The following is a 23,299-nucleotide window of genomic DNA, read 5'->3' as shown; positions in this document are numbered from 1 at the left end:
CCGCGTCTGCCATCGCGTTCGCAATTACACACGCTCCTGACCGTCCCTATACGTCCCGCACGTACCGATTCCACGCTTCCACGCTTCCGAGTTCCTCAATGAGCCGCGCGCTTCGCAATATCGCCATCATCGCCCACGTCGACCATGGCAAAACGACGCTTGTCGACAAACTGCTCCGTCAATCGGGCACCTTCCGTGAGAACCAACAGACCGCCGAGCGGGTGATGGATTCGAACGATATCGAAAAAGAACGCGGCATCACGATTCTCGCGAAGAACTGCGCGGTCGAATACGAAGGCACGCACATCAACATCGTCGACACGCCGGGACACGCCGACTTCGGCGGTGAAGTCGAGCGCGTGATGTCGATGGTCGACTCCGTGCTGCTGCTCGTGGACGCCGTCGACGGCCCGATGCCGCAGACGCGTTTCGTGACGATGAAGGCCCTGGCGATGGGTCTGCGTCCCATCGTGGTGATCAACAAGATCGACCGTCCGGGCGCGCGTCCGGACTGGGTCCACGGCGAGACCATGGACCTGTTCGACAAGCTGGGCGCCACGGAAGAGCAACTCGACTTCCCGGTGGTCTACGCCTCGGCGCTGAACGGCTATGCGAGCCTCGATCAGGATGCGCGCGAAGGCGACATGCGTCCGCTGTTCGACGCGATCCTGGAGCACGTGCCGGTTCGCCCGGCCGACCCGGACGCGCCGCTGCAGCTGCAGATCGTCTCGCTCGACTTCTCGACCTTCCTGGGCAAGATCGGCATCGGCCGCGTCAACCGTGGCCGTGTCAAGCCCGGCCAGGCGGTGACCTATCAGTTCGGCGCCGACGACGCGCCGAAGAGCGGCAAGATCAACCAGGTGCAAGGCTTCAGCGGCGTGGACCGCGTCCAGTTGCAGGAAGCCCAGGCAGGTGACATCGTGCTGATCAACGGCATCGAGGGCGTCAGCATCGGCGCCACGATCTGCGACGTCGGCACGCCCGAGCCGCTGCCGCTGATCAGCGTCGACGAACCCACGCTGACGATGAATTTCATGGTCAATTCCTCGCCGCTCGCCGGCCGGGACAAGAAGACCAAGTTCGTGACGAGCCGTCAGATTCGCGACCGCCTCACGAGCGAGCTGCGTCACAACGTGGCGCTGCGCGTGAAGGACACCGACGAAGAAGGTTCGTTCGAGGTGTCGGGCCGCGGCGAACTGCACCTGACCATCCTGATCGAAAACATGCGCCGTGAAGGCTATGAGCTGGGCGTGTCGCGTCCGCGCGTGGTGATCAAGGAAATCGACGGCGTGAAGATGGAGCCGTACGAAAACCTGACCGTCGATGTGGAAGACGAGCATCAGGGTGGCGTGATGGAAGAACTCGGCCGCCGCAAGGGCGAGTTGTCCAATATGGTCTCCGACGGTCGCGGCCGCACGCGCCTGGAATATCTGATTCCGGCGCGCGGTCTGATCGGTTTCCAGGGCGAATTCCTGACGCTCACGCGCGGCACGGGTCTGATCAGCCATACCTTCAACGGTTTCCAGCCGGCCAAGGAAGGCAAGATCGGCGAGCGCCGCAACGGTGTGTTGATCTCGCAGGACGACGGCGACGCCGTGGCCTACGCGCTGTGGAAGCTGCAGGACCGCGGCCGCATGCTGGTGGAACCGGGCGACCCCCTGTACGAAGGCATGGTCATCGGCATCCACAGCCGCGACAACGACCTGGTGGTGAACCCGATCAAGGGCAAGCAGTTGACCAACGTGCGTTCGTCGGGTACCGACGAAGCCGTGCGTCTCGTGCCGTCCATCAAGACGACGCTGGAATACGCGGTGGAATTCATCGACGACGACGAGCTGGTGGAAGTGACGCCCGAGTCGATCCGGATTCGCAAGCGCTTCCTGAAGGAACACGAGCGCAAGCGCGCCGGCCGCGACTGAGCTTTTGCATGAGACGGGTGCATTGAACGATGCACCGGGACGCAGCAGATGAGCGCCCCGGGCGGGAAAGCCCCCGGCGGCGGATTCCAAAAAATCCGCCGCCGGGGGCTTTTCGTTTACGGGGCGATACGGGGTGATCGTGCCGCCGCGGTCGGGCCTCGTCCGCCTGGATCCTCGCCGTTCGGCAATGCGCATCGTCACGCGGGCCGGGCTTTTCTGTCGCCGCGATGCGACGGCGTGACGCAGGCCCACGGCCAATCATGCTATGCTTCGCGGTGTAGCTCGGTCCTTTCCAGCACAACTTGATTCGCATCCGCTTAACGGTCAGGCCGTGTCGCGGAAGGGTTCTGTAACCCGCTATTTCTCGAGAAACTCGAAGAAAAGTGAGCGTAAAAATGATGAAGCAATCCCGGTCGAACTCCTACCTGTTCGGCGGAAATGCTCCGTACGTCGAAGAGATGTACGAGGAATATCTGAACAATCCCGCGGCCGTGCCCGACACGTGGCGCGATTATTTCGACGCCCTCCAGCACGTGCCCGGCGTGGACGGCAGCGCGACCAACGATGTCGCGCACACGCCCATCATCGAGTCGTTCGCGCAACGCGCGCGCTCGAACGCCTTCCTGCCCCGCATCGGCGAGCCCGGTCTGGCCACCGCCGGCAAGCAGGTATTCGTGCAGTCGCTGATCGGCGCCTACCGCTTTCTCGGCGCGCGCTGGGCGAATCTCGATCCGCTCAAACGCCAGGAACGCGCGCCGATTCCCGAACTCGAACCCCGGTTCTACGACTTCACCGAAGCCGACATGGACCAGGAGTTCAGCGCGAACAACCTGTATTTCGGCTATGAGAAGGCCAGTCTGCGGCAGATCCTGCAGGATCTGCGCGACACCTACTGCGGCACGCTCGGCGTCGAATTCATGTACATCAGCGACCCCGAGCAGAAGCGCTGGTTCAAGGAGCGCCTCGAGCGCCGCCGCTCGGCGCCGAATTTCAGCGCGAAGAAGAAGACGCACATTCTCGAACGTCTGACCGCGGCCGAAGGCCTGGAGCGCTACCTGCACACGAAATACGTGGGCCAGAAGCGTTTCTCGCTCGAAGGCGGCGAAAGCTTCATCGCGGCGATGGACGCGCTGGTGCACCACGCCGCGTCGCGCGGCGTGCAGGAAGTCGTCATCGGCATGGCGCACCGCGGTCGTCTGAACGTGCTGGTCAACACGCTGGGCAAGATGCCGGCGGACCTGTTCGCCGAATTCGAAGGCAAGCACGTCGACGATCTGCCGGCCGGCGACGTCAAGTACCACAAGGGTTTCTCGAGCGATATCGCCACCGAGCACGGCCCGATCCACCTGTCCCTCGCGTTCAATCCGTCTCATCTCGAAATCGTCAACCCGGTGGTCGAAGGTTCGGCGAAGGCACGCATGGACCGCCGCGCCGACCTCGAGGGCCGCGAAGTGCTGCCGGTGCAGGTCCATGGCGACGCCGCGTTCGCGGGCCAGGGCGTCGTGATGGAAACGCTCAACCTTGCGCAGACCCGGGGTTACGGCACGCACGGCACCGTGCATGTCGTGATCAACAACCAGATCGGCTTCACCACGTCGGATCCGCGCGACTCGCGCTCGACCCTGTACTGTACCGACGTCGTCAAGATGATCGAGGCGCCGGTGCTGCACGTGAACGGCGACGATCCCGAGGCGGTGGTGTTCGCGATCGAACTGGCGGTGGATTACCGCGCCGAGTTCCATCAGGACGTCGTCATCGACATCGTCTGCTTCCGCAAGCTGGGTCACAACGAGCAGGACACGCCGGCGGTCACGCAGCCGCTGATGTACAAGAAGATCTCGCAGCACCCGGGCACGCGCGCGTTGTACGCGGAGAAGCTGGTCGCGCAGCAGGTGCTGCCGGCCGACGGTCCGGATGAGCTGGTCAAGGCCTACCGTACCGCGATGGACGAAGGTCACCACACGGTCGACCCGGTGCTGTCGAACTACAAGAGTCAGTATGCGCTCGACTGGGTGCCGTTCCTGAACCGCAAATGGACCGACGCCGCCGATACGACGGTGCCGCTGGCCGAGCTGAAGCGCATCGGCGATGCGATCACCCGCATTCCGGAAGACTTCAAGGTGCATCCGCTGGTCGGCCGCGTGATCAGCGACCGCCGCGAGATGGCGCTGGGCAACAAGCCGCTCGATTGGGGCATGGGAGAGCATCTCGCGTATGCGTCGCTGGTCTGCTCAGGCTATGCGGTGCGACTCACCGGCCAGGACAGCGGCCGCGGCACCTTCAGCCATCGTCATTCGGTGCTGCACGACCAGAATCGCGAACGCTGGAACGACGGCACCTATATTCCGCTGCAGAACGTCGCGCCGAATCAGGCGAGCTTCACCGTGATCGACTCGGTGCTGTCCGAGGAAGCGGTGCTGGGCTTCGAATACGGCTACTCGACCTCCGAGCCGAACACGCTCGTCGCCTGGGAAGCGCAGTTCGGCGACTTCGTGAACGGCGCGCAGGTCGTGATCGACCAGTTCATCTCCAGCGGCGAAGTGAAGTGGGGCCGGGTGTCCGGTTTGACGATGCTGCTGCCGCACGGCTATGAGGGCCAGGGTCCGGAGCACTCGTCGGCGCGTATCGAGCGTTTCCTGCAACTGTGCGGCGAGACCAATATGCAGGTGGTGCAGCCGACCACGCCGGCGCAGATCTTCCATCTGCTGCGCCGTCAGATGATCCGCCAGTTCCGCAAGCCGCTGATCATCTTCACGCCGAAGTCCCTGCTGCGCCACAAGGAAGCGATCAGCTCGCTCGACGAGCTGGCCACCGGCACCTTCGAGCCGGTGATCGCCGACAAGAACGAGGTGGTCGTCGAAGCGTCGAAGATCAAGCGGGTGGTGGTCTGCTCGGGCCGCGTCTACTACGATCTGATCGCGCATCGTCGCGAAACCGTCGCGAACCACGTCGTGATCCTGCGCGTCGAGCAGCTGTATCCCTTCGCCCACAAGGCGTTCGAAGCGGAAATGAACAAGTACCCGAACGTCACCGAGGTCGTGTGGGTGCAGGACGAGCCGCAGAACCAGGGCCCGTGGTTCTATGTCGAGCACCATCTGCTGGACGGCATGAAGGAAGGGCAGAAGCTGGCGTACAGCGGTCGTCCGGCTTCGGCGTCGCCGGCGGTCGGCTATTACGCGAAGCATTACGAGCAGCAGAAGGTGCTGATCGAGGGCGCGTTCGGCCGTTTGAAGAGCACGCTGACGAAGTAAGGCGCGGCTGCAAGGCCCACAAGCAAAGCGACGAGCGGATGATCCGCGCCGCCGGACGCACCACGCGGGGACGCCCCGCGTGGCGTCCGGGCCCAATCCCCATTTTGCATTTTCTGTTCAGAGAGAAATATGGCTATCGTTGAAGTCAAGGTCCCACAATTGTCGGAATCCGTCGCCGAAGCGACACTGATCGAGTGGAAGAAGAAGGTCGGCGATCCGATCGGCCAGGATGAAATCCTGATCGAAGTCGAAACCGACAAGGTGGTGATGGAAGTGCCGGCGCCGTCCGCCGGCGTGCTGGTCGAACTGATCGAGCAGAACGGCGCGACCGTCGGCGCCGATCAGGTGATCGCCCGTATCGATACCGAAGGCAAGGCCGGCGCGTCGGCGCCCGCCTCGTCGGCACCCGCCGCCCCGGCACCCGCCGCCCCGGCTCCGGCCGCGCAGCCCGCCGCGACGCAGGCCGATGTCGCCGTTGCCGCCGCTACGCCGACCTCCAGCACCGCTTCGCCGTCCGCTGCGAAGATCCTGTCCGAGAAGGGCCTGAACGCCAACGAAGTGCCGGGCAATGGCCGTGACGGCCGTGTCACGAAGGGCGACGCACTGGGCGCCGCACCGAAGGCCGCCGCAGCGCCGGCGGCTCCCGCGCCGTCGCTTGCGCAGGTGAAAGCACCGGCGAGCGGCGAGCAGTGGCTCGACGGTCGTCCGGAGCAGCGCGTGCCGATGTCGCGCCTGCGCGCACGGGTGGCCGAGCGTCTGCTGCAATCGCAGCAGACCAACGCGATCCTCACCACCTTCAACGAAGTCAATATGCAGCCGGTGCTGGATCTGCGCGCCCGCTACAAGGACCGTTTCGAGAAGGAACACGGCGTCAAGCTGGGCTTCATGTCCTTCTTCGTCAAGGCGGTTGTGCACGCACTGAAGAAGTACCCGGTCGTCAACGCCTCGGTCGACGGCACCGACATCGTGTACCACGGTTACTTCGACATCGGCATCGCAGTGGGTTCGCCGCGCGGCCTGGTGGTGCCGATCCTGCGCAACGCCGACCAGCTGAACGTGGCCGACATCGAAAAGAAGATCGCCGAATTCGGTCAAAAGGCAAAAGACGGCAAGCTCTCGCTCGAAGACCTGACCGGCGGTACCTTCTCGATCTCCAATGGCGGCGTGTTCGGTTCGATGCTCTCGACGCCGATCATCAACCCGCCGCAGTCGGCGATCCTCGGCGTGCATGCGACGAAGGACCGTGCGGTCGTCGAGAACGGCCAGGTCGTGGTGCGGCCGATGAATTATCTGGCGATGTCGTACGACCACCGGATCATCGACGGCCGCGAAGCCGTGCTCGCGCTGGTCGCGATCAAGGAAGCGCTCGAAGACCCGGCACGTCTGCTGCTCGACATCTAAGGAACGTTCATGTCACAAGAATTTGACGTCGTCGTCATCGGCGGCGGTCCCGGCGGCTACATCGCCGCGATTCGTGCGGCGCAACTCGGCAAGTCGGTTGCCTGCATCGAGAAATGGAAGAATCCGCAGGGCGAGATGAAGCTCGGCGGCACCTGCCTGAACGTCGGCTGCATTCCGTCGAAGGCCTTGCTGGCCTCGTCGGAGGAGTACGAAAAGGTCCAGCATCACCTGGCCGACCACGGCATCAATGTGTCGGGCGTGGCGCTGGATCTGGCGAAGCTCCAGGCGCGCAAGGACGGCATCGTCTCGAAGATGACCAAGGGCATCGAGTTCCTGTTCCGCAAGAACAAGATCACCTGGCTCAAGGGGCAGGGCGGTTTCGTCTCGAAAAGCGACGCGGGCTATCAGATCCAGGTCAGTGGCGAGGGCGAGGCGCAGACCGTCACGGGACGTAGCGTGATCATCGCGACCGGCTCGAAGGCACGGCATCTGCCGAACCTGCCGGTGGACAACCGGATCGTGTCCGACAACGAAGGCGCGCTGGCCTTCGACTCGGTGCCGCAGAAGCTCGCGGTGATCGGGGCCGGCGTGATCGGCCTGGAGCTGGGCTCGGTGTGGCGCCGTCTGGGTGCCGACGTCACGGTGCTCGAAGCGCTGCCGACCTTCCTGGGCGCGGTGGACACGTCCGTCGCGAAGGAAGCGCAGAAGCAGCTGACGAAGCAGGGCCTGAAAATCCATGTGGGCGCCAAGATCGGCGAGGTCAGCGCCAGCGACGCGGGCGTGTCGATCCAGTACACCGACAAGGATGGACAGGCGCAGACGCTGCAGGCGGATCGTCTGATCGTCTCGGTGGGCCGCGTGCCGAACACCGATGGTCTGGGACTCGAGAACATCGGCCTCGCGCCGAACGAGCGCGGTTTCATCGACGTCGACGCGTCGTGCCGCACCACGCTGCCGAATCTGTACGCGATCGGCGACGTGGTGCGCGGGCCGATGCTCGCGCACAAGGCCGAGGACGAAGGCGTGCTGGTGGCCGAGATCATCGACGGGCAAAAGCCGCATATCGACTACAACTGCATTCCGTGGGTGATCTACACCTCGCCGGAAATCGCCTGGGTCGGTCAGACCGAGCAGCAGTTGAAGGAAGCGGGCCGCGAGACCAAGGCCGGACAGTTCCCGTTCATGGCCAATGGCCGTGCGCTGGGGATCGGGTCGTCGGACGGTTTCGTCAAGGTCATCGCCGACGCGAAGACCGACGAAATCCTCGGCGTGCACATCGTCGGTCCGAACGCATCGGACCTGATCGCCGAGGCGGTGGTGGCGATGGAGTTCAAGGCGGCGTCGGAAGACATCGGCCGGATCTGCCATCCGCACCCGTCGTTGTCCGAGGTGATGCGCGAGGCGGCGCTGGCGGTCGACAAGCGCGCGCTGAACATGTAATGCGGTACATTTAACCCTTGCGCATGTGACAAGCAAAGGCGACCTTCGGGGTCGCCTTCTTCATTTTCGGGCTTGACAAGTGGAAGCAAGCAAAAGCAGGCCGAAGCAGGCCGGAGGCCTACAGCATGAATGTCAGCGAATACTACGAAAAAGAGCTAGCGACGCGCGGCTACCAGTCCGACGACGCGCAGCGTGCCGCGGTGGCGCGGCTGCAGCAGTGTTACGACGAGTGGGTAACGTACAAGGGGCAGCGTGCCAACGTGTTCCGGCGCCTGGTGAGCCGTCCGGCTTTGCCCAAGGGCGTCTATATGTGGGGCGGCGTGGGACGCGGCAAGAGCTTCCTGATGGACAGCTTCTATTCGGTCGTGCCGCTCACGCGCAAGACGCGTCTGCACTTCCACGAGTTCATGCGCGAGGTGCACCGCGAACTCGAAGGGCTCAAAGGGCGGGCGGACCCGCTCGAGGAGCTTGCCGTGCGCATCGCGAAGCGCTTCCGGCTGATCTGCTTCGACGAATTCCACGTCTCCGACATCGCCGACGCGATGATGTTGTACCGTCTGCTCGACCCGCTGTTTCGCAATGGCGTGCAGTTCGTGATGACGTCCAACTACGCGCCCGACACGCTCTATCCGGACGGGCTGCACCGCGACCGGCTGCTGCCGGCGATCGAACTGATCAAGACGCATCTGAGCGTGCTCAATGTCGACGCTGGTATCGATTATCGTCGCCGTACCCTGTCGCAGGTCGTCGCCTATCACACACCGACCGGCGCGGCCGCCGACGAGTCGATGCGGCAGGCGTTCCGCGAACTGGCCGCCGTGCCCGACGAGAGCCCGATCCTGAATATCGAGAAGCGGGAGCTGCACGCGCTGCGCCGGGCCGACGGCGTCGTCTGGTTCAACTTCGCGACCTTGTGCGGTGGCCCGCGTTCGCAGAACGATTATCTCGAACTGGCCAGCCGTTTTCATACCATTTTTCTGTCGGACGTGCCGCAGATGTCGCCGCGCATGGCGTCCGAAGCGCGGCGTTTCACCTGGTTGATCGACGTTCTCTACGATCACAAGGTCAAGCTGATCATGTCGGCCGAGGTCGCCGCGGACGCGCTCTATCCGGAAGGCTCGATGGCGAACGAGTTTACGCGGACCGTCTCGCGCATCACCGAAATGCAGTCGCGCGAATATCTGGAGTCCGAACGAAGAATGGTCGATACGTCGCTGACCTGAGAGAGCCCGCGCCCGCCTGTGCGCGGGCGCGGACGTTTGCCTGCGTATTATCTAGAAATTCCGACGTATCCTATTTCTAAATAGTTGCGCCGCCGATAACTTTCTCCTTACGATCCGCAAGGCTCCACGGCGACCCGCCGCGGTGGCTGCCCGTCCCCGGCCGGATCGTTCAGCCAGCAGGAGAAAGTGATGCAACCTTACCGACAGGTGACGGATGAAGAATGGGCACGCGTCGAACCCCTGATCCCGGAGCTCAAGTACAACCCGACGCGGGATCCGCGAGGCCGCCCGATGACGAGTCGGCGGGATTGCCTCAACGCGACGATCTGGGTGATGTACAGCGGTGCGTCCTGGCAGACGCTGCCGCGCCGCTACCCGTCGTATCAAACCTGCCACCGCAGCTTCAAGGCCTGGTACGACGCCGGTGTGCTGCATCGTATCGCCCACACCCTGTTCGGTACCGCGGCGGACAGCTTCCTCGAGGTTGTCGCTGCACGCATCCGTAGTGGCACACGGGCGCGTCTGGTGTTGAAGGCGGCCAAAGCAACCAAAGCAACCAAAGCGGCCAAAGCAACCAAAGCGGCCAGATCGACGATAAAGGCCGATTCGACTTCCAGTCGGCAGGCCGCACCGGGCGGGCGCGGAAGCCGCCGGAAAGGGGCGAAGCCGCCCTCCGCTAAGCAGACGGGTCCCACGACACGTCCCTCCGCGAAACCGGCGAATGATGCGCGGGCGCTTGCAGCCCGGCGGATACCCGCCGAGGCCGTGGTGCCGCGCCAGGCGCTCGCCCGCAAAGCCGCCGTGCGTGGTCCGGCCGTCGGAAAAATCGCCACGCGGCGGACGGTGGCCACGGCGGAACCCGGCAGCGCGACGGCTACGGGAACCGCTCTCGCCGGGAAGGGCCGCGTTCGCAAGGCGACCCGTGCGCCCGCCGGGGCGCGTTCGCAGGAATTGGCAGGCGCAGCCTGACGGTACGGAAGCGCGAAGAGGAAGCCGTCGGAGCCGTCGGGGCCGCCGGTTGTCAGCGCCTGGCGGTCGGATCCGGCGCGGTGTCCCGAATCCAGGTCTGCGAGCGGCCGAGCAGGGGGACGCCCAGGTAGCCGCGGACGATCAGGTGCTCGCCGTGGTCGGCGAGTTGCAGGCGGCAATGGTAGGTCTTGCCGTTTTCCGGATCGAGGATCTCGCCTCCTTCCCATAAATCGCCGTTCTGCCGCAGATGGCGAATGATGGTCAAACCCTGCATCGGTTGATCCTTGCGTTCATCGGTACATGCCGTACAGCGTTTGTCGGGATGGTGGTTGCGGCCCAGACCGGTCAGGATGTGGCCGGTGAGCGCGCCGGAAGGGTCGCGCGTGATCTCGATAAGCGCCTTGGCCTCGTGCGTGTGATCGTCGATCGTGCGCCAGACGCCCACGGGGGAGGTCATGTCGGCCGCGTCCTTGGCTGCGCCCTCGGCCGCGCCGCGGTCGGACGTGTCGGCGGCGGCATGCGCCGCGGTGCCGGCGATCAAAACGGACGCCGTGCAACATAGCGCCACCATCACCGCGCCGCGTACGGCACGCCGTCCCCGGGCCAGGACCCGCCGGGATTCGCTGTGCATCCTCTTCATCGTTTGTCTTTCCTTTGCAATGTTGCTTGGCCGGGCGGGAGCGGACACGCGTCGCATATCGGCATCCGGATGGCCCGCCAGCGTGGAGGATAAGGCAAATCATGGCTGCGGGTCGATCCTGGCGCGCCCGGGGCTGGCGATCGGGACGATTCCCAGTCGGGGGCGGCCACCTGCGCCGCCAGCGGCGATCACGTGCGCCGCGCGTCGAATGTCGGGTCGGGATGTCGGGTCGGGAAGAAAACACCGTGAGCGCGAAGATGCGACACGCTATTTGACGTGATATTTGAATTCAGTAGACTGGACGACCATCAACGAAAAGCGGGCCCAGCGGAACGCGCGCTGGACCGCAGGATCAGGCATCGAGCGAGCGCCGGGAGCGAGGCGGGCGTCGCAGCGGGCGTCGAAATACCCGTCGCCAGCCCGCTCGCTGGGTGCTTTCACGGAGTGTGCAGGAATGGTTTTGCTGATCAAGTCCGGCGGTGCCGAGGCGATTCCCGAATGGCAATCGCTGTTGGCCGAACTTGCCCCCGATCTGGTAGTGCGCGGCTGGGACGACCCGACGGTCGCGCCCGATCGCGTACGCTATGCACTGGTGTGGGAACCGAATGCCGGCCGTCTGGCGCAGTTCCAGAATCTGGAGTTGATCGTGAGCAGCGCGGCGGGCGTTGACCATATCCTGGCCGACGCGACCGTGCCCCGGCACGTGCCGATCGTGCGGATGGTCACCGGCGAGACGGGCGAGCGTATGGCGGATTTCGTCACGATGGCCGCCTATGCATTGAGCCGCGATCTGCCCCGCATCGTCGCGGCGCAACGCGAGCAGCGCTGGGATGCGTCCCTTACCGGGCGCATGGCGAGCGAGACGACCGTCGGCATCATGGGCTTGGGAGAACTGGGGCGCGCGTCGGCGACGCGGCTGGCGGCGAGCGGTTTCCAGGTGATCGGATGGGCCCGCTCGCCGAAATCCCTGGATCGGGTGCAGTGCTACGTCGGGCGCGGTGAATTCGACGCGTTCCTGAGCCGTTCGCAGATTCTGGTCAATCTCCTGCCCGATACCGATGAAACGCGCGGCATCGTCGACGCGTCGCTGCTCGCGCGCCTGCCGCACGGCGCGGCGATCGTCAACGCAGGGCGCGGCAGCCAGCTCGATCCGGCGGCCTTGCTCGCGGCGCTCGACACCGGGCAGGTAGGCAGCGCGATGCTCGACGTCTTCGATGTCGAGCCGTTGCCCGCGAACCATCCGCTATGGCGGCATCCGAACGTGATCGTCACTCCGCATGTCGCCTCCGCAGTTTCGCGCCGCGCGAAGGCACGGCAGGCAGCGGCGGCCATCGCCGCGCACCGTGCCGGCATGCCGGTTCCGCACCTGTACGAGCGCGAACGCGGTTACTGAGATGACGGCGGGAGAGATGGCGGCGGGACGGGCCATGGTCCGTCCTCGGGCACGGCCTCGGAGCGGACTCAGACGGGGTGACGTGCGCCGGCAAGCTGCTTGCGGCGGTATTCGCCCTGACGCTCGAACATCCAGCCCGGGTACTCGGGCGGCAGCGCGCTGACCTTGCCCAGCTTTTCGAGTTCCTCGGCACTCAGCGATACGTCGCACGCGGCGATGTTGTCGTCGAGTTGCGCGATCTTCTTGGCGCCCACGATCACGCTGGTCACCACCGGCTGGTGCAGCAACCAGGCAAGGGCGATCTGCGCGACCGAGACCTTGTGCGTTTCGGCGATTTCGCGCATCACGTCGATGCAGTCGTATGCGCGGTCCTTGTTCACCGGCGGGAAATCGAAGAGCGTGCGGCGGCTGCCGGCCTCGCCTTCCTGCTCGCGGCTGTACTTGCCGCTCAGCAGGCCGCCGGCCAGCGGACTCCAGACCATCAGGCCAAGGCCTTCGCTTTGCAGCGCCGGCACCAGTTCCCGTTCCAGATCGCGCCCGGCGAGAGTGTAGTACGCCTGCAGACTCTCGAAGCGGGCGAGACCGTGGCGTTCGGATATACCGAGCGCCTTGACGATTTGCCAGGCAGCCCAGTTCGACACGCCGATGTAGCGCACATGCCCATGCTTGACAAGCGTGTCGAGCGCGCCGAGGGTTTCCTCGATCGGCGTCGCCGGGTCGAAACCATGCAATTGGTACAGGTCGACATGGTCGAGCTGCAACCGTTTGAGGCTGGCCTTGACGCCGTCGATGATATGGAAACGCGAGCTGCCGCGGGCGTTCGGACCCTTACCGGTTTCGCTGAAGACCTTGGTTGCCACCACCACGTCGTCGCGCGGGATTTTCAGGTTCTTCAGGGCCTGTCCGGTGATCTCTTCCGAAACGCCCCCCGAGTACACGTCCGCGGTGTCGATGAAGTTGATGCCGGCGTCCAGCGCGCGGCCGACCAGGCGCTCGGCATCGCCTTGCTGCAGGTCGCCGATGTTTTTCCAGATGCCGTCGGTGCCGCCGAAGGTCATCGTGCCCAGGCATAGCTCGGAAACGAAAAGACCGGTACGGCCAAGTTTGTTGTAGCGCATTCGGGATGCTCCGTGAAGGGTGAGGGGAAAACGGCGGGGAACCTTCAGCATAGCGCGGCCGACGCGATGCCGCTGCGGGCGGGCTGAACGCGGGGCCGAATGTGGAAGCAAACGCGGAACCGACGCCGAAACGACGTTATGATGTCGGGGGCCTGACTTCCGAAATCTGGGAAACGTGGACACTGTCGAAGAACAACATGCATTCCGCCTGGTGGCGGCGGTGGTCGCCAGCGCCCTGTTCATGCAGAACGTCGACGCGACGATCGTCGCGACCGCGTTGCCGAGCATGGCGCGCGAACTGCAGACCAGCGCGGTAAGCCTGAGCAGTGCGATCACCTCCTATCTCATCGCGTTGACGGTCTTCATTCCGGTCAGCGGCTGGGTGGCGGACCGCTACGGCGCGAAACGGGTCTTCCTGTGCGCGATCGCCACTTTCACGCTGGCCTCGGTTCTGTGCGCCGTCTCGACCGGCATGGGAGAACTGATCGCCGCGCGCATCGTGCAGGGCATCGGCGGCGCGATGATGGTGCCGGTCGGGCGCCTGATCCTGTTTCGCCGCGTGCGGCGCGAGGAATTGCTCTCGGCCACCACCTGGCTGACGATGCCGGCGCTGATCGGCCCGGTGCTCGGGCCGCCGCTGGGCGGCTTTCTGACCGACAGCCTGGGCTGGCAAAGCGTGTTCTGGGTCAATGTGCCGGTGGGCGCCGTCGGGCTGCTGCTCGCCTGGCGACTGATTCCTGACACCGCCGCGCCGCGCCCGCCGGCACCGGATTTGATCGGCATGACGCTGATCGGCGTGTCCCTGACCAGCCTGATGGTGGGTATCGAGACATTCGGGCGCGGCGTGCTGCCACTCGGCGTGGCGCTGTGTTGTATTCTCGCCGGCCTGCTGTGTTTTTGCCTGACCGTGTGGCATTGCCGGCGCACGGCGCATCCCGCGATCGATTTCTCGCTGCTGCGCATTCCCACGTTTCACGTCTCGACCGTCGCCGGTAGCCTGTTTCGCGCCGGTGCGGGCGCCTTGCCGTTTCTCGTCCCGCTCACGCTGCAACTCGGCTTCGGGCTGAGCGCATGGCGCAGCGGCGTGATCACGCTTGCGAGTTCGCTGGGGTCCCTGTGCATGCGACCGATGACGTCCCTTGCGTTGCGGTATTGGTCGGTACGGGCGGTATTGATCGGGAGCAGCCTTTCGTTTGCGGCGATGCTGCTGGTCTGTGCGACCTTGTCGGCATCCTGGCCGCAAAGCGCGATTTTCGCGCTCCTGCTGCTCGGCGGACTGAGCCGCTCGCTGGGCTTCGCGTCGATGGGCGCGCTGGCATTCGCCGATGTTCCCCCAGCGCAATTGTCGGCGGCGACGTCGTTCCAGGGCACGGCGCAGCAACTGATGAAGGCGGTCGGGGTGGCGGTGGCGGCGGGATCGATGCAGTGCACGATGTGGCTCACGGGACAGGCGCACGCGCAGCGTCTCGATTTCGCCTGCGCGTTCGTGACGGTCGCCGTGATGGTCGCCGTGTCCTGGCCGATGTTCGCGAAATTGTCGCCGCAGGCGGGCGCGGGCATTTCGGAAGGGAAGCGGCGGGAGAAGGGGAAGGAGAAGGGAAGGTGAGAGCGTGGAGCGCGCAGGCGCCCTTTCCGGGCAAAAACCAAACCGGATGAAAAAAAAGGCCCGCATGCGCGGACCTTTTTTGAAATTGGTGCCCAGAAGAGGACTCGAACCTCCACACCTTGCGGCACACGGACCTGAACCGTGCGCGTCTACCAATTCCGCCATCTGGGCTTTTGCAAAACCGAAAAATGTCGGCCCTACACTTTAAACAGAAAAGCCCGCTGATGCGGGCTTGACGGTAAAACATCCTATCATCGGTGCTTCAGGAACATCGTTGGTGCCCAGAAGAGGACTCGAACCTCCACACCTTGCGGCACACGGACCTGAACCGTGCGCGTCTACCAATTCCGCCATCTGGGCCAACTTGCTGCGCTTGTTTCTGACTGCATCCAACGAGGTGCCCATTATATAGACCTTTGAACCGCTGTCAAATAATTTCGCGTGCATGGCCGAGGGACCGCATAGACAGCGCATCCACGGCGGTTTTACCGTCGTCGCACGATAGGAATCGGGGCAGGGGCGAGGCTGGTGTTAGAATGTTCAGCCAGTACGTGCCGCCGCATGACGGTTATTCCGTGACGGTGCAAGATGATCTTGCCCACGCGACCGCACGCATCCTCCCCGTTTTCGATCAGGTAAGACACATCCGCGTGAAAAGCCGACAGTCCCGGGACAGAAGCACCGACAAGCCCGCCATCAAATTCGCCTATACGGTGCCCAGCCGCGAGGAAATCCTCGGAACCTTGCGGACCGCCACCGAGCCCCTGACCGGCGACGCCGTCGCCGACGCGTTGTCGATCAAGCAGGAAGAGCGCGATGGCTTCTTCAAGCGGCTCAACGCCATGGAGCGCGACGCGCAGTTGCGCATCGACGCGCGCGGCATCGTGCAGCTCGCGAACGCGGACAGTTTCGTCGCGGGCCGGGTGCAGGGGCATCGCGACGGCTTCGGCTTTCTGATTCCGGACGACGCGACCGACGACCTCTTCCTGTCGCACCAGGAAATGCAGAAGGTGATGCACGGCGACCGCGTGCTGGCGCGCATCACCGGGCAGGACCGGCGCGGGCGTCCCGAAGGACACGTGGTCGAGATCACCGAGCGGGCGGTGACGCGCGTGATCGGCCGCCTGATCCAGGAAAACGGCGCCTATGTGGTTGCGCCGGAGGACAAGCGCATCGGCCATGACGTGCTGATCCCGGCGAACGCGCTGCATGGCGCGAAGGTCGGACAGGTCGTCAGCATCCAGATCCAGGATTATCCGAGCCGGCACGCGCAGGCTGTCGGCAAGGTCGTCGAGGTGCTCGGCGAGATCGACGATCCCGGCATGGAGATCGAGATCGCGGTGCGCAAGTACGGCGTGCCGCACATCTTCTCCGACGCGGCCCAGGCGCAGGCCTCGCGGCTGCCCGACGAGGTGCGCGCCGCGGACCTGAAGCAGCGCGTCGACCTGCGCGACGTGCCGCTGGTCACGATCGACGGCGAGGACGCGCGCGACTTCGACGATGCGGTGTACTGCGAGCCGGTGAAGATCGGACGCACCACCGGCTATCGCCTGCTGGTCGCGATCGCCGACGTGTCCCATTACGTGAAGCCGGGCGAGGCGCTCGATGTCGACGCGCTGGAGCGCAGCACCTCGGTGTATTTCCCGCGCCGGGTGATTCCGATGCTGCCGGAGAAACTGTCGAACGGGCTGTGTTCGCTCAACCCGGCGGTGGACCGCTGCGTGCTGACCTGCGACATGCTGATCACCGCGAAGGGCGAGGTCAAGGCATACCAGTTCTATCCGGCGGTGATCCATTCCGCCGCGCGCCTGACGTACAACGAAGTCGCGGCCGTGCTGTCGAACACCAAGGGTCCGGAAGCGGCGAAGCGTGCGGCGATCCTGCCGCATCTGCAGGATCTTCATGCGGTGTACCGCGTGCTGCTCGAATCGCGCAAGCGGCGCGGCGCGATCGATTTCGACACGACCGAAACGTACATCGTCTGCAATCCGCAGGGCAAGATCGAGCAGATCGTGCCGCGTACCCGCAACGATGCGCACAAGCTGATCGAGGAATGCATGCTGTCGGCGAACGTCTGCGCCGCCGATTTCCTCAAGCGCAACAAGCATCCGGGCCTGTACCGGGTGCATGCCGGCCCGAGCGCGGACAAGCTGGAGAACCTGCGCACCTTCCTGCGCGGCGTCGGCCTGACGCTGAATGGCGGCGACACGCCGCACGCGAGCGATTTCGCGGCGGTGGTGCAGCAGATTCGCGATCGGCCGGATGCGCCGATGCTGCAGACGATGCTGCTGCGCTCGATGCAGCAGGCGGTTTACAGCCCGGAGAATCTGGGCCACTTCGGCCTGGCCTACGAGGCGTACGCGCACTTCACCAGTCCAATCCGGCGCTACCCCGATCTGCTCACGCATCGCGCGATCAAGGCGATCCTCGCGGGCGGCAAGTACGTACCGGACGCGGGCAGCGTGACGCTGAACACGGCGGTGTCGTCGAAGATGCGCAAGTCGCAGAAAGCCGCCGAGGCGAAGAACGCCGCCAACGCGGCGAGCGCGGCGGTTGCCGTGAAGAAGCCGACGCGCACGAAAGCGGCGGCCGGCACGGCGATCTGGGAAGCGCTCGGCCTGCATTGCTCGTCGAACGAGCGGCGCGCCGACGAGGCCTCGCGCGATGTCGAGGCCTGGCTCAAGTGCTATTTCATGCGGGACAAGCTGGGCGAGGAGTTCGGCGGCTCGGTGAGCGGCGTGGCGTCCTTCGGCATCTTCGTAACGCTGGATTCGCTGTTCGTGGAAGGGATGGTGCATGTCTCCGAACTGGGCACCGACTACTTCGAATACGACGAGGTTCGCAACGAACTGCGCGGCGAGCGCACCGGCATGCGCTATGGCTTGACCGATCGCGTGCGCATCCAGGTCGGCCGGGTCGATCTGGACGCACGCAAGATGGATTTCCGTCTGGTCACCGATACCCCCGAGCGGCCGGCCGGCATGCCCGGCGGCAAGCCGTCGAAGAAAGCCGCGAGCGCACCCACGCCCGAGGTGAAGGCTGCGCGCGCGGCTCGCAAGGGCGGTGGCAGCAACGGTAACGGTAACGGCGGCGGGCGCCCTGCGGGCGATGCGCCACCGGGCGGCCGTTCGCGCTCGCGCCGCAAGCGCTGAGTCGCTTTGATCTGCGCGGATCTACGCTGAAGCGGCACGGAAGCCGCGCCGCATGATGTCATCTATCGCCTGCCGGTTCACGCCGGCGGGCGTCTTTATTTTTTTGCAGGACACCAGCATGGCCCAATCCAAGATCCTCTACGGTTTTCACGCGGTCACCGCGCGCTTGCGGCACGATGCCGCCTCCGTCGTCGAGGTGTACTACGATCAGGATCGGCAGGACCGCCGGATGAAGGAATTCCTGGCGACCGCCAAGGAGCAGGGCGTGCGTCTGATCGCCGCGAAGGGCGTGCGGCTCGACGGCATGGCCAGCAACCTCAAGCATCAGGGCGTGGTGGCGCTTGCGCCGGATGTGCCACTCGCGCAGTCCCTGACCGAACTGCTGGATGTCGTGCAGGGTCCCGCCTTGCTGCTGGTGCTCGATGGCGTGACCGATCCGCACAATCTGGGTGCCTGCATGCGGGTAGCGGATGCTGCCGGCGCGCATGCGGTGGTGGCGCCCCGCGACCGTGCGGTCGGCTTGAACGCCACGGCGGCGAAGGTCGCGAGCGGAGCGGCGGAAACCATGCCCTATATCACCGTGACGAACCTCAGCCGCGCGCTGCGCGAGTTGAAGGATGCCGGCGTCTGGATCATCGGCACGTCCGGAGACGCGACGGCCAGCGTCTACGAGACGCGTCTGGAGGGTCCGGTCGCGATCGTGATGGGTGCCGAGGGCGAAGGCATGCGCCGCCTGACGCGGGATCTGTGCGACGAGGTCATGCACATTCCGATGCTGGGCAGCGTCGAGAGCCTGAATGTCTCGGTGGCTTCCGGGGTGTGCCTGTTCGAGGCCGTGCGGCAGCGTCTCGCCAAGAAATAGGCACGGTCGTCCCGGGTCGCAGCGAGCCGCGCTGCGCTGCGCTATTTTCGGTTTTTTGGGGCTTGTTTCGTTATCGGCAGGGGAGTCGCGCGCGCGGGGATCTAGAGTGCTAGCGAACGCAGGCGCGCGCCACGCGCCCTTCTTCCGCCAGTGCCGATCCAGGAGAATCCCAATGGATGTCGTTTCGAACCCCCGCATTTCATCCGCCGACGCATCCTCGTCGGGCCTAAACAGCGCGGACGATGTCTCCGGTCTGGACGAGAAGAACGAGGCGATTCATGTATGGATGAACGGTGGCACCTTCACCCGTCCCATGGGTTTGTCGCAGGGCGGCGAAGCGTCCTCCAGCAATGGCCTCGGGCATGTCGGCTTGTCCACCATTGCCCAGGGCGCGGCATCGGGCAGTGAATCGCTCGGCACGAGTCATTCGCAAGGCCTCTCGCTGCGCGAGGGAACGGTCGTCCGACCCGACGCCAGCACGACAGCCGGCAGCAGCAGCGCCATCACGGTCGGCGCCTTGGCCGGGGGCGCGGCCCTGGCCGGCGGCGCGATCGCGGCGGGGGGAATCTCCTTCAGACCGGTCTCCACCACCTTCTTGCCGACATCGTCGCGCGTGTCCACGTCCGACACGGCGTCGAGCGCTTCCAGCGATACTGATTCGACCATGAGCGACGATTCGGTGTCGACGGCGTCGAGCCAGTCTTCCGTGTATAGCGAAAGCGCGTCAGTGGAGAGCAAGGATGCGCTCGACCCGACGACGACGACCGGAACCACGGCCTCCGACAACAGCACCGCCACCAGCATCGACACCGCCGTCAGCAATAGTCTCGCCGCCGACGGCAGCCTCACCACGGCCGTTGATGCCAACCTCGCCGCCCAGGGCACCACCACCTCAGCCACGAGCGCCGACACCAGCACCGATACCGACACCAGCACGGATTCCGGCAGCGACACCACGATGCCAAGCAGCACGGATGTCCGGCCGAGCGGCGACACCCGCAGCGCCGAGGACATCGTCAACAGCAACACCACGCTGAAGAACATGGGAAATCAGGAGAGCATCCTGAGCAATCTCAAGAAGCAGTGCGGTGACTGGACCGACCCGTCGCTGACGCCCGATCAACGCGCGGATGCCGCCTATCGCGCGAGCGAGGTCGTCAACTACGTCAAGAGCTCGGCGGCCTCTGACGGCACCGCGCGTTCCACCGATGTGACCGAGGACGGCAAGATCGACGGCTTCACCTCGAGCGGACAGGCGCGGCATGGCACCGAGGCCGGCATCATGAAGGATTTCGGCGAGAAGGGCTATTCGTCGCTGCCGACCGACCACCGCTTGCCGACGACGACCGACCCGTACGTCAATAAGGACGGGACGACGAAGAGCAATGCGAAGGTGATCGGCGAAAAGATCGCGAAGGTGCTGCTGAGCATCGTCAAGGTGGTCATGAACATCGCCTCGCAGTTGCTCAGCGTGGTGGCCGATTTGAAGATTCCCGGTCTGAGTCAGCTTGCCGCGGCGGCGTCGGCGGGTACAGAAGCCGTGAGCGGCGCGGCCAATATCGGCGTCACCGCGCTCGACGGCGGCGACGTCAAGGCGGCCGCGAAGCAGATGGGTATCGATGTCGCCGAACAGGCGGTCAGTTCGCTGACCGCGCCGGGTGTCGGCAAGGCGGTGGGTAAGGGTATCGAGGAAGGCGTGGAAGCGGCGGAAACCACCGCGCAGCGGGCGAAGGAAGCCGCCAAGGCGGGCGCGGAACAGGTCGCCGGGCAGGTATATGGGCAATATGGCCCGTCGCCCAGCTCGCTGTTGAGCTGACCGCGCGCGTGCCCAGCGCGGTGTTCAACCGAAAAGCCGGCTTCTTTCGCTACACTAGCGGCTCCCTTCTTTCTCGAACATCGCGATGACCCAGGATGAATTGAAACGGCAGGTCGGCCAGGCGGCCGTCGAGTATGTACTGGCGCACACGGGCGCGGGCGTCGTGCTCGGCGTGGGTACCGGCAGCACCGTCAACTGCTTCATCGACGCGATGGCGCCGCATCGCGACCGCTTCCAGGGGGCGGTATCGAGTTCGCTCGCGTCCACGCAACGCCTGGAACATCACGGCTTCACCGTCATCGATCCGAACGCGGTCACGTCGGTCCCGGTCTATGTCGACGGCGCCGACGAGATCGATCCCCGGGGCAATATGGTGAAGGGCGGCGGCGGAGCGCTGACGCGCGAGAAAATCCTGGCATCGCTGGCCGATGTCTTCGTATGCATCGCCGACGCCTCCAAGCGCGTGCCGGTGCTGGGCGGTTTTCCGCTGCCCATCGAGGTGGTGCCGATGGCGCGTGCGTTGATCGAGCGCCGCGTGCGGGCGTTGGGCGGCATGCCGACACTGCGCGCAAACCCTGACGGCACCGCCTTCGTGACCGACAACGGTCATCAGATCCTGGACGTGCGCGGGCTGACGGTCGGCGACCCGCTGGCATTCGAGCAGCAGGTGAACGCCTGGCCGGGGGTGCTGACGATGGGGGTGTTCGCGCTGCAACGCGCGGACATGGGGCTGTTCGCGACCGCCACGGGCATCGAGACGGTTCGCTTCGGCTGAGCGGCGGGCGCCCGCTCAGTTCGCGCTGGGCGGCGGCACGAAACCGTTGACCGCGTCGGCGCCGTCGCCGAAGAAGAATTTCTCGGTCTGCTTCATCAGATACTGGCGCGCACGCGTGTCGGCCATGTTCAGGCGGTTCTCGTTGATCAGCATGGTCTGCTGCTTGAGCCAGTCCTGCCAGGCCTGCTTCGACACGCTTTCATAAATGCGCTTGCCGAGTTCGCCCGGAACGGGCGGGAAGTCGAGTCCGTCGGCGTCGATGCCGAGCTTCGCGCAATGGACGATGCGAGCCATGTCAATCTCCTTCAGGGGGTGAGACGCAGGCGGCGCGACCTCGTGCGCGGCGCCTGCGCGGATTCAAAGCGGCTTGATCAGCACCAGCGACTTGCGCTGCCAGTTGTACAGCCGGCGCCGGTCTTCCGGCAGGTCGTCGACGCTGGCCTTGACGAAGCCGCGTTTCAGGAACCAGTGTTCGGTACGGGTCGTGAGCACGAAGATGCGGTTCAGGCCGCGCGCGCGGGCGCGTTGTTCGATGCGTTTGAGCAGGCGTTCGCCATCGCCCGATCCCTGCGCTTCGGGCGAAACGGTCAGGCAGGCCATCTCGCCGATGCGTTCCTGCGGATAGGCATAGAGCGCGACGCAGCCGAACAGCACGCCGTCATGCTCGATCACCGAGAAATGGTCGATATCGCGTTCGAGCTGATGCCGGTCGCGGCGTACCAGCGTGCCGTCGGTTTCGAGCGGCTCGATCAGCTGGATGATGTTGCCGACATCGTCGGGCGTGGCCTCGCGCAGGCTTTCCAGATTCTCGTAGGCGATCATGCTGCCCACGCCATCGTGCGTGAACAGCTCCAGCAGGATCGAGCCGTCGAGCGCGGACGGGATCAGGTAGGCACGCGGCACGCCGCTGCGGCAGGCGCGCACGACATGCTTCAGATAGAAATCCGTGTTCTCGTCCACCGTGCCCGACTCGCGCAGGCGCTGGGCATCGTCGAAGGAGAGTTCGCGCAGCAGCTTGCCGTCCGCGGCGCTCACGCCCTCGTTCTCGGTGATGAAGATCAGCTTGTCCGCGCGCAGCGCGATCGCGGCGGCGGCAGCCACGTCTTCCATCGCCAGATTGAACGCCTCGCCGGTCGGCGAGAAGCCCAGCGGCGAGAGCAGCACGAGCTTGCGGTTGCTCAGCGAATGGCGGATCGAATCGGCGTCGATCTTGCGCACGATGCCGGTGTGCTGGAAATCGACGCCATCGACGATGCCCACCGGCCGCGCCGTCACGAAATTGCCCGACACGATGCTGATGTGCGCGTGCGCCATCGGCGTGTTGGGCAGGCCCTGGCTGATCGCGGCCTCGATATCCAGCCGCACTTCGCCGGCGGCTTCCTTCGCGGATTCGAGCGCCGGGGCGTCGGTGATGCGAATGCCGCCGGAGAACTGCGAGTCCAGGTGGCGCAACCGCATCGAGTCCTCGACCTGCGGCCGCGAGCCGTGCACCAGCACGATCTGCATGCCCATCGCGTGCAGCAGCGCGATGTCCTGGACGAGCGCGTTCAGGCGCCCCTCGTGGACCAGTTCGCCGCCGAACGCGACCACGAAGGTCTGGTTGCGGAATGCGTGGATATAGGGGGCGACCGAGCGCAGCCAGTCGACGAACTGGGCTTGCGACGATGCGTGCGCCGCTGCTTGGGCCGCTGCATCGGCGGCGATGACGGGATCGGATTGCGAATTCATGGCGCG

16 protein-coding genes and 2 tRNA genes are annotated in these 23,299 nt (G+C 65.1%); 12 read left to right on the top strand and 6 right to left on the bottom strand.

Translation table 11 applies throughout. The annotated features are described in order from the left end of the window. The first annotated feature begins 98 nt into the window (after window positions 1-98). From typA to OVY01_RS03930, 6 genes are all read left to right on the top strand, one after another. Complete coding sequence (typA, locus tag OVY01_RS03955) at window positions 99-1,919, top strand: translational GTPase TypA (RefSeq protein ID WP_267845805.1); 1,821 nt, start codon at window positions 99-101, stop codon at window positions 1,917-1,919. Window positions 1,920-2,314: 395 nt separating this feature from the next. Beyond that, window positions 2,315-5,170 carry a 2-oxoglutarate dehydrogenase E1 component gene (locus OVY01_RS03950; protein ID WP_267845803.1) on the top strand — a complete coding sequence of 952 codons (2,856 nt, stop codon included), beginning with the start codon at window positions 2,315-2,317 and terminating at the stop codon, window positions 5,168-5,170. A 129-nt stretch (window positions 5,171-5,299) separates the two neighbouring features. Further along, window positions 5,300-6,571: a 2-oxoglutarate dehydrogenase complex dihydrolipoyllysine-residue succinyltransferase gene (gene odhB, locus OVY01_RS03945; protein ID WP_267845801.1), complete on the top strand. Its 1,272-nt coding sequence runs from the start codon at window positions 5,300-5,302 to the stop codon at window positions 6,569-6,571. Between the two features lie 9 nt (window positions 6,572-6,580). Beyond that, a complete protein-coding gene (gene lpdA, locus OVY01_RS03940) occupies window positions 6,581-8,011 on the top strand; it encodes a dihydrolipoyl dehydrogenase (RefSeq protein WP_267845800.1) in 1,431 nt (476 codons plus the stop codon). A gap of 125 nt (window positions 8,012-8,136) precedes the next feature. After that, the gene (zapE, locus tag OVY01_RS03935) at window positions 8,137-9,234 is read left to right on the top strand and encodes a cell division protein ZapE (RefSeq protein WP_267845798.1); all 1,098 of its coding nucleotides are present in this window, start codon (window positions 8,137-8,139) and stop codon (window positions 9,232-9,234) included. Window positions 9,235-9,423: 189 nt separating this feature from the next. Continuing rightward, window positions 9,424-10,203: a transposase gene (locus tag OVY01_RS03930; RefSeq protein ID WP_267845796.1), complete on the top strand. Its 780-nt coding sequence runs from the start codon at window positions 9,424-9,426 to the stop codon at window positions 10,201-10,203. Between the two features lie 52 nt (window positions 10,204-10,255). Here the strand turns inward: OVY01_RS03930 and OVY01_RS03925 are convergent, their stop codons facing one another. Then, entirely contained in the window at window positions 10,256-10,843 is a 588-nt protein-coding gene (locus tag OVY01_RS03925; protein ID WP_432422179.1) for a DUF2147 domain-containing protein, read from the bottom strand. Window positions 10,844-11,297: 454 nt separating this feature from the next. Between OVY01_RS03925 and OVY01_RS03920 the strand changes: the two genes are divergently transcribed. Continuing rightward, complete coding sequence (locus OVY01_RS03920; protein WP_267845794.1) at window positions 11,298-12,236, top strand: 2-hydroxyacid dehydrogenase; 939 nt, start codon at window positions 11,298-11,300, stop codon at window positions 12,234-12,236. A 68-nt stretch (window positions 12,237-12,304) separates the two neighbouring features. On the opposite strand, the gene OVY01_RS03915 is transcribed toward OVY01_RS03920, so the two are convergent. Beyond that, window positions 12,305-13,354: an aldo/keto reductase gene (locus OVY01_RS03915; protein ID WP_267845792.1), complete on the bottom strand. Its 1,050-nt coding sequence runs from the start codon at window positions 13,352-13,354 to the stop codon at window positions 12,305-12,307. Window positions 13,355-13,529: 175 nt separating this feature from the next. Here OVY01_RS03915 and OVY01_RS03910 point away from each other — a divergent pair, with 175 nt between their 5' ends. Beyond that, entirely contained in the window at window positions 13,530-14,960 is a 1,431-nt protein-coding gene (locus OVY01_RS03910; protein WP_267845791.1) for an MFS transporter, read from the top strand. A gap of 86 nt (window positions 14,961-15,046) precedes the next feature. Here the strand turns inward: OVY01_RS03910 and OVY01_RS03905 are convergent. Beyond that, a tRNA-Leu gene (locus OVY01_RS03905) sits at window positions 15,047-15,131 on the bottom strand. A gap of 104 nt (window positions 15,132-15,235) precedes the next feature. Beyond that, window positions 15,236-15,320, bottom strand: a tRNA-Leu gene (locus OVY01_RS03900). A 290-nt stretch (window positions 15,321-15,610) separates the two neighbouring features. Between OVY01_RS03900 and rnr the strand changes: the two genes are divergently transcribed. The 4 genes from rnr (at window position 15,611) to rpiA (ending at window position 21,565) form a co-directional block, all read left to right on the top strand. After that, a complete protein-coding gene (gene rnr / locus OVY01_RS03895; protein ID WP_267845789.1) occupies window positions 15,611-18,112 on the top strand; it encodes a ribonuclease R in 2,502 nt (833 codons plus the stop codon). Between the two features lie 118 nt (window positions 18,113-18,230). Next, complete coding sequence (gene rlmB / locus OVY01_RS03890) at window positions 18,231-18,974, top strand: 23S rRNA (guanosine(2251)-2'-O)-methyltransferase RlmB (RefSeq protein WP_267845787.1); 744 nt, start codon at window positions 18,231-18,233, stop codon at window positions 18,972-18,974. 172 nt (window positions 18,975-19,146) lie between these two features. Then, window positions 19,147-20,790, top strand: a complete 1,644-nt coding sequence (locus OVY01_RS03885) for an HrpF/NolX family T3SS translocon protein (RefSeq protein ID WP_267845785.1) — start codon at window positions 19,147-19,149, stop codon at window positions 20,788-20,790. Window positions 20,791-20,875: 85 nt separating this feature from the next. Next, window positions 20,876-21,565: a ribose-5-phosphate isomerase RpiA gene (gene rpiA, locus OVY01_RS03880; RefSeq protein WP_267845783.1), complete on the top strand. Its 690-nt coding sequence runs from the start codon at window positions 20,876-20,878 to the stop codon at window positions 21,563-21,565. Window positions 21,566-21,580: 15 nt separating this feature from the next. On the opposite strand, the gene OVY01_RS03875 is transcribed toward rpiA, so the two are convergent. Continuing rightward, window positions 21,581-21,859 (bottom strand): oxidative damage protection protein, encoded by a 279-nt coding sequence (locus tag OVY01_RS03875; RefSeq protein ID WP_267845781.1) that lies wholly within the window; start codon window positions 21,857-21,859, stop codon window positions 21,581-21,583. A gap of 63 nt (window positions 21,860-21,922) precedes the next feature. Next, a complete protein-coding gene (gene argA, locus OVY01_RS03870) occupies window positions 21,923-23,293 on the bottom strand; it encodes an amino-acid N-acetyltransferase (RefSeq protein WP_267845779.1) in 1,371 nt (456 codons plus the stop codon). Window positions 23,294-23,299 lie beyond the last annotated feature (6 nt).

This window comes from Robbsia betulipollinis, from assembly GCF_026624755.1.
Lineage (GTDB): Bacteria > Pseudomonadota > Gammaproteobacteria > Burkholderiales > Burkholderiaceae > Robbsia > Robbsia betulipollinis.
The sequence above is the reverse complement of the archived record's forward strand: the minus strand, read 5'-3'. Positions and strand labels throughout refer to the sequence as shown.

Bases quoted from the DNA above. Each gene is read 5' to 3' on its own strand.
- OVY01_RS03915 (WP_267845792.1), bottom strand. From the start codon at position 13,354: ATGCGCTACAACAAACTTGGCCGTACCGGTCTTTTCGTTTCCGAGCTA.
- argA (WP_267845779.1), bottom strand. From the start codon at position 23,293: ATGAATTCGCAATCCGATCCCGTCATCGCCGCCGATGCAGCGGCCCAA.
- rlmB (WP_267845787.1), top strand. From the start codon at position 18,231: ATGGCCCAATCCAAGATCCTCTACGGTTTTCACGCGGTCACCGCGCGC.
- OVY01_RS03885 (WP_267845785.1), top strand. From the start codon at position 19,147: ATGGATGTCGTTTCGAACCCCCGCATTTCATCCGCCGACGCATCCTCG.
- OVY01_RS03950 (WP_267845803.1), top strand. From the start codon at position 2,315: ATGATGAAGCAATCCCGGTCGAACTCCTACCTGTTCGGCGGAAATGCT.
- OVY01_RS03925 (WP_432422179.1), bottom strand. From the start codon at position 10,843: ATGAAGAGGATGCACAGCGAATCCCGGCGGGTCCTGGCCCGGGGACGG.
- rpiA (WP_267845783.1), top strand. From the start codon at position 20,876: ATGACCCAGGATGAATTGAAACGGCAGGTCGGCCAGGCGGCCGTCGAG.
- zapE (WP_267845798.1), top strand. From the start codon at position 8,137: ATGAATGTCAGCGAATACTACGAAAAAGAGCTAGCGACGCGCGGCTAC.
- OVY01_RS03920 (WP_267845794.1), top strand. From the start codon at position 11,298: ATGGTTTTGCTGATCAAGTCCGGCGGTGCCGAGGCGATTCCCGAATGG.
- typA (WP_267845805.1), top strand. From the start codon at position 99: ATGAGCCGCGCGCTTCGCAATATCGCCATCATCGCCCACGTCGACCAT.
- odhB (WP_267845801.1), top strand. From the start codon at position 5,300: ATGGCTATCGTTGAAGTCAAGGTCCCACAATTGTCGGAATCCGTCGCC.
- OVY01_RS03930 (WP_267845796.1), top strand. From the start codon at position 9,424: ATGCAACCTTACCGACAGGTGACGGATGAAGAATGGGCACGCGTCGAA.
- OVY01_RS03875 (WP_267845781.1), bottom strand. From the start codon at position 21,859: ATGGCTCGCATCGTCCATTGCGCGAAGCTCGGCATCGACGCCGACGGA.
- lpdA (WP_267845800.1), top strand. From the start codon at position 6,581: ATGTCACAAGAATTTGACGTCGTCGTCATCGGCGGCGGTCCCGGCGGC.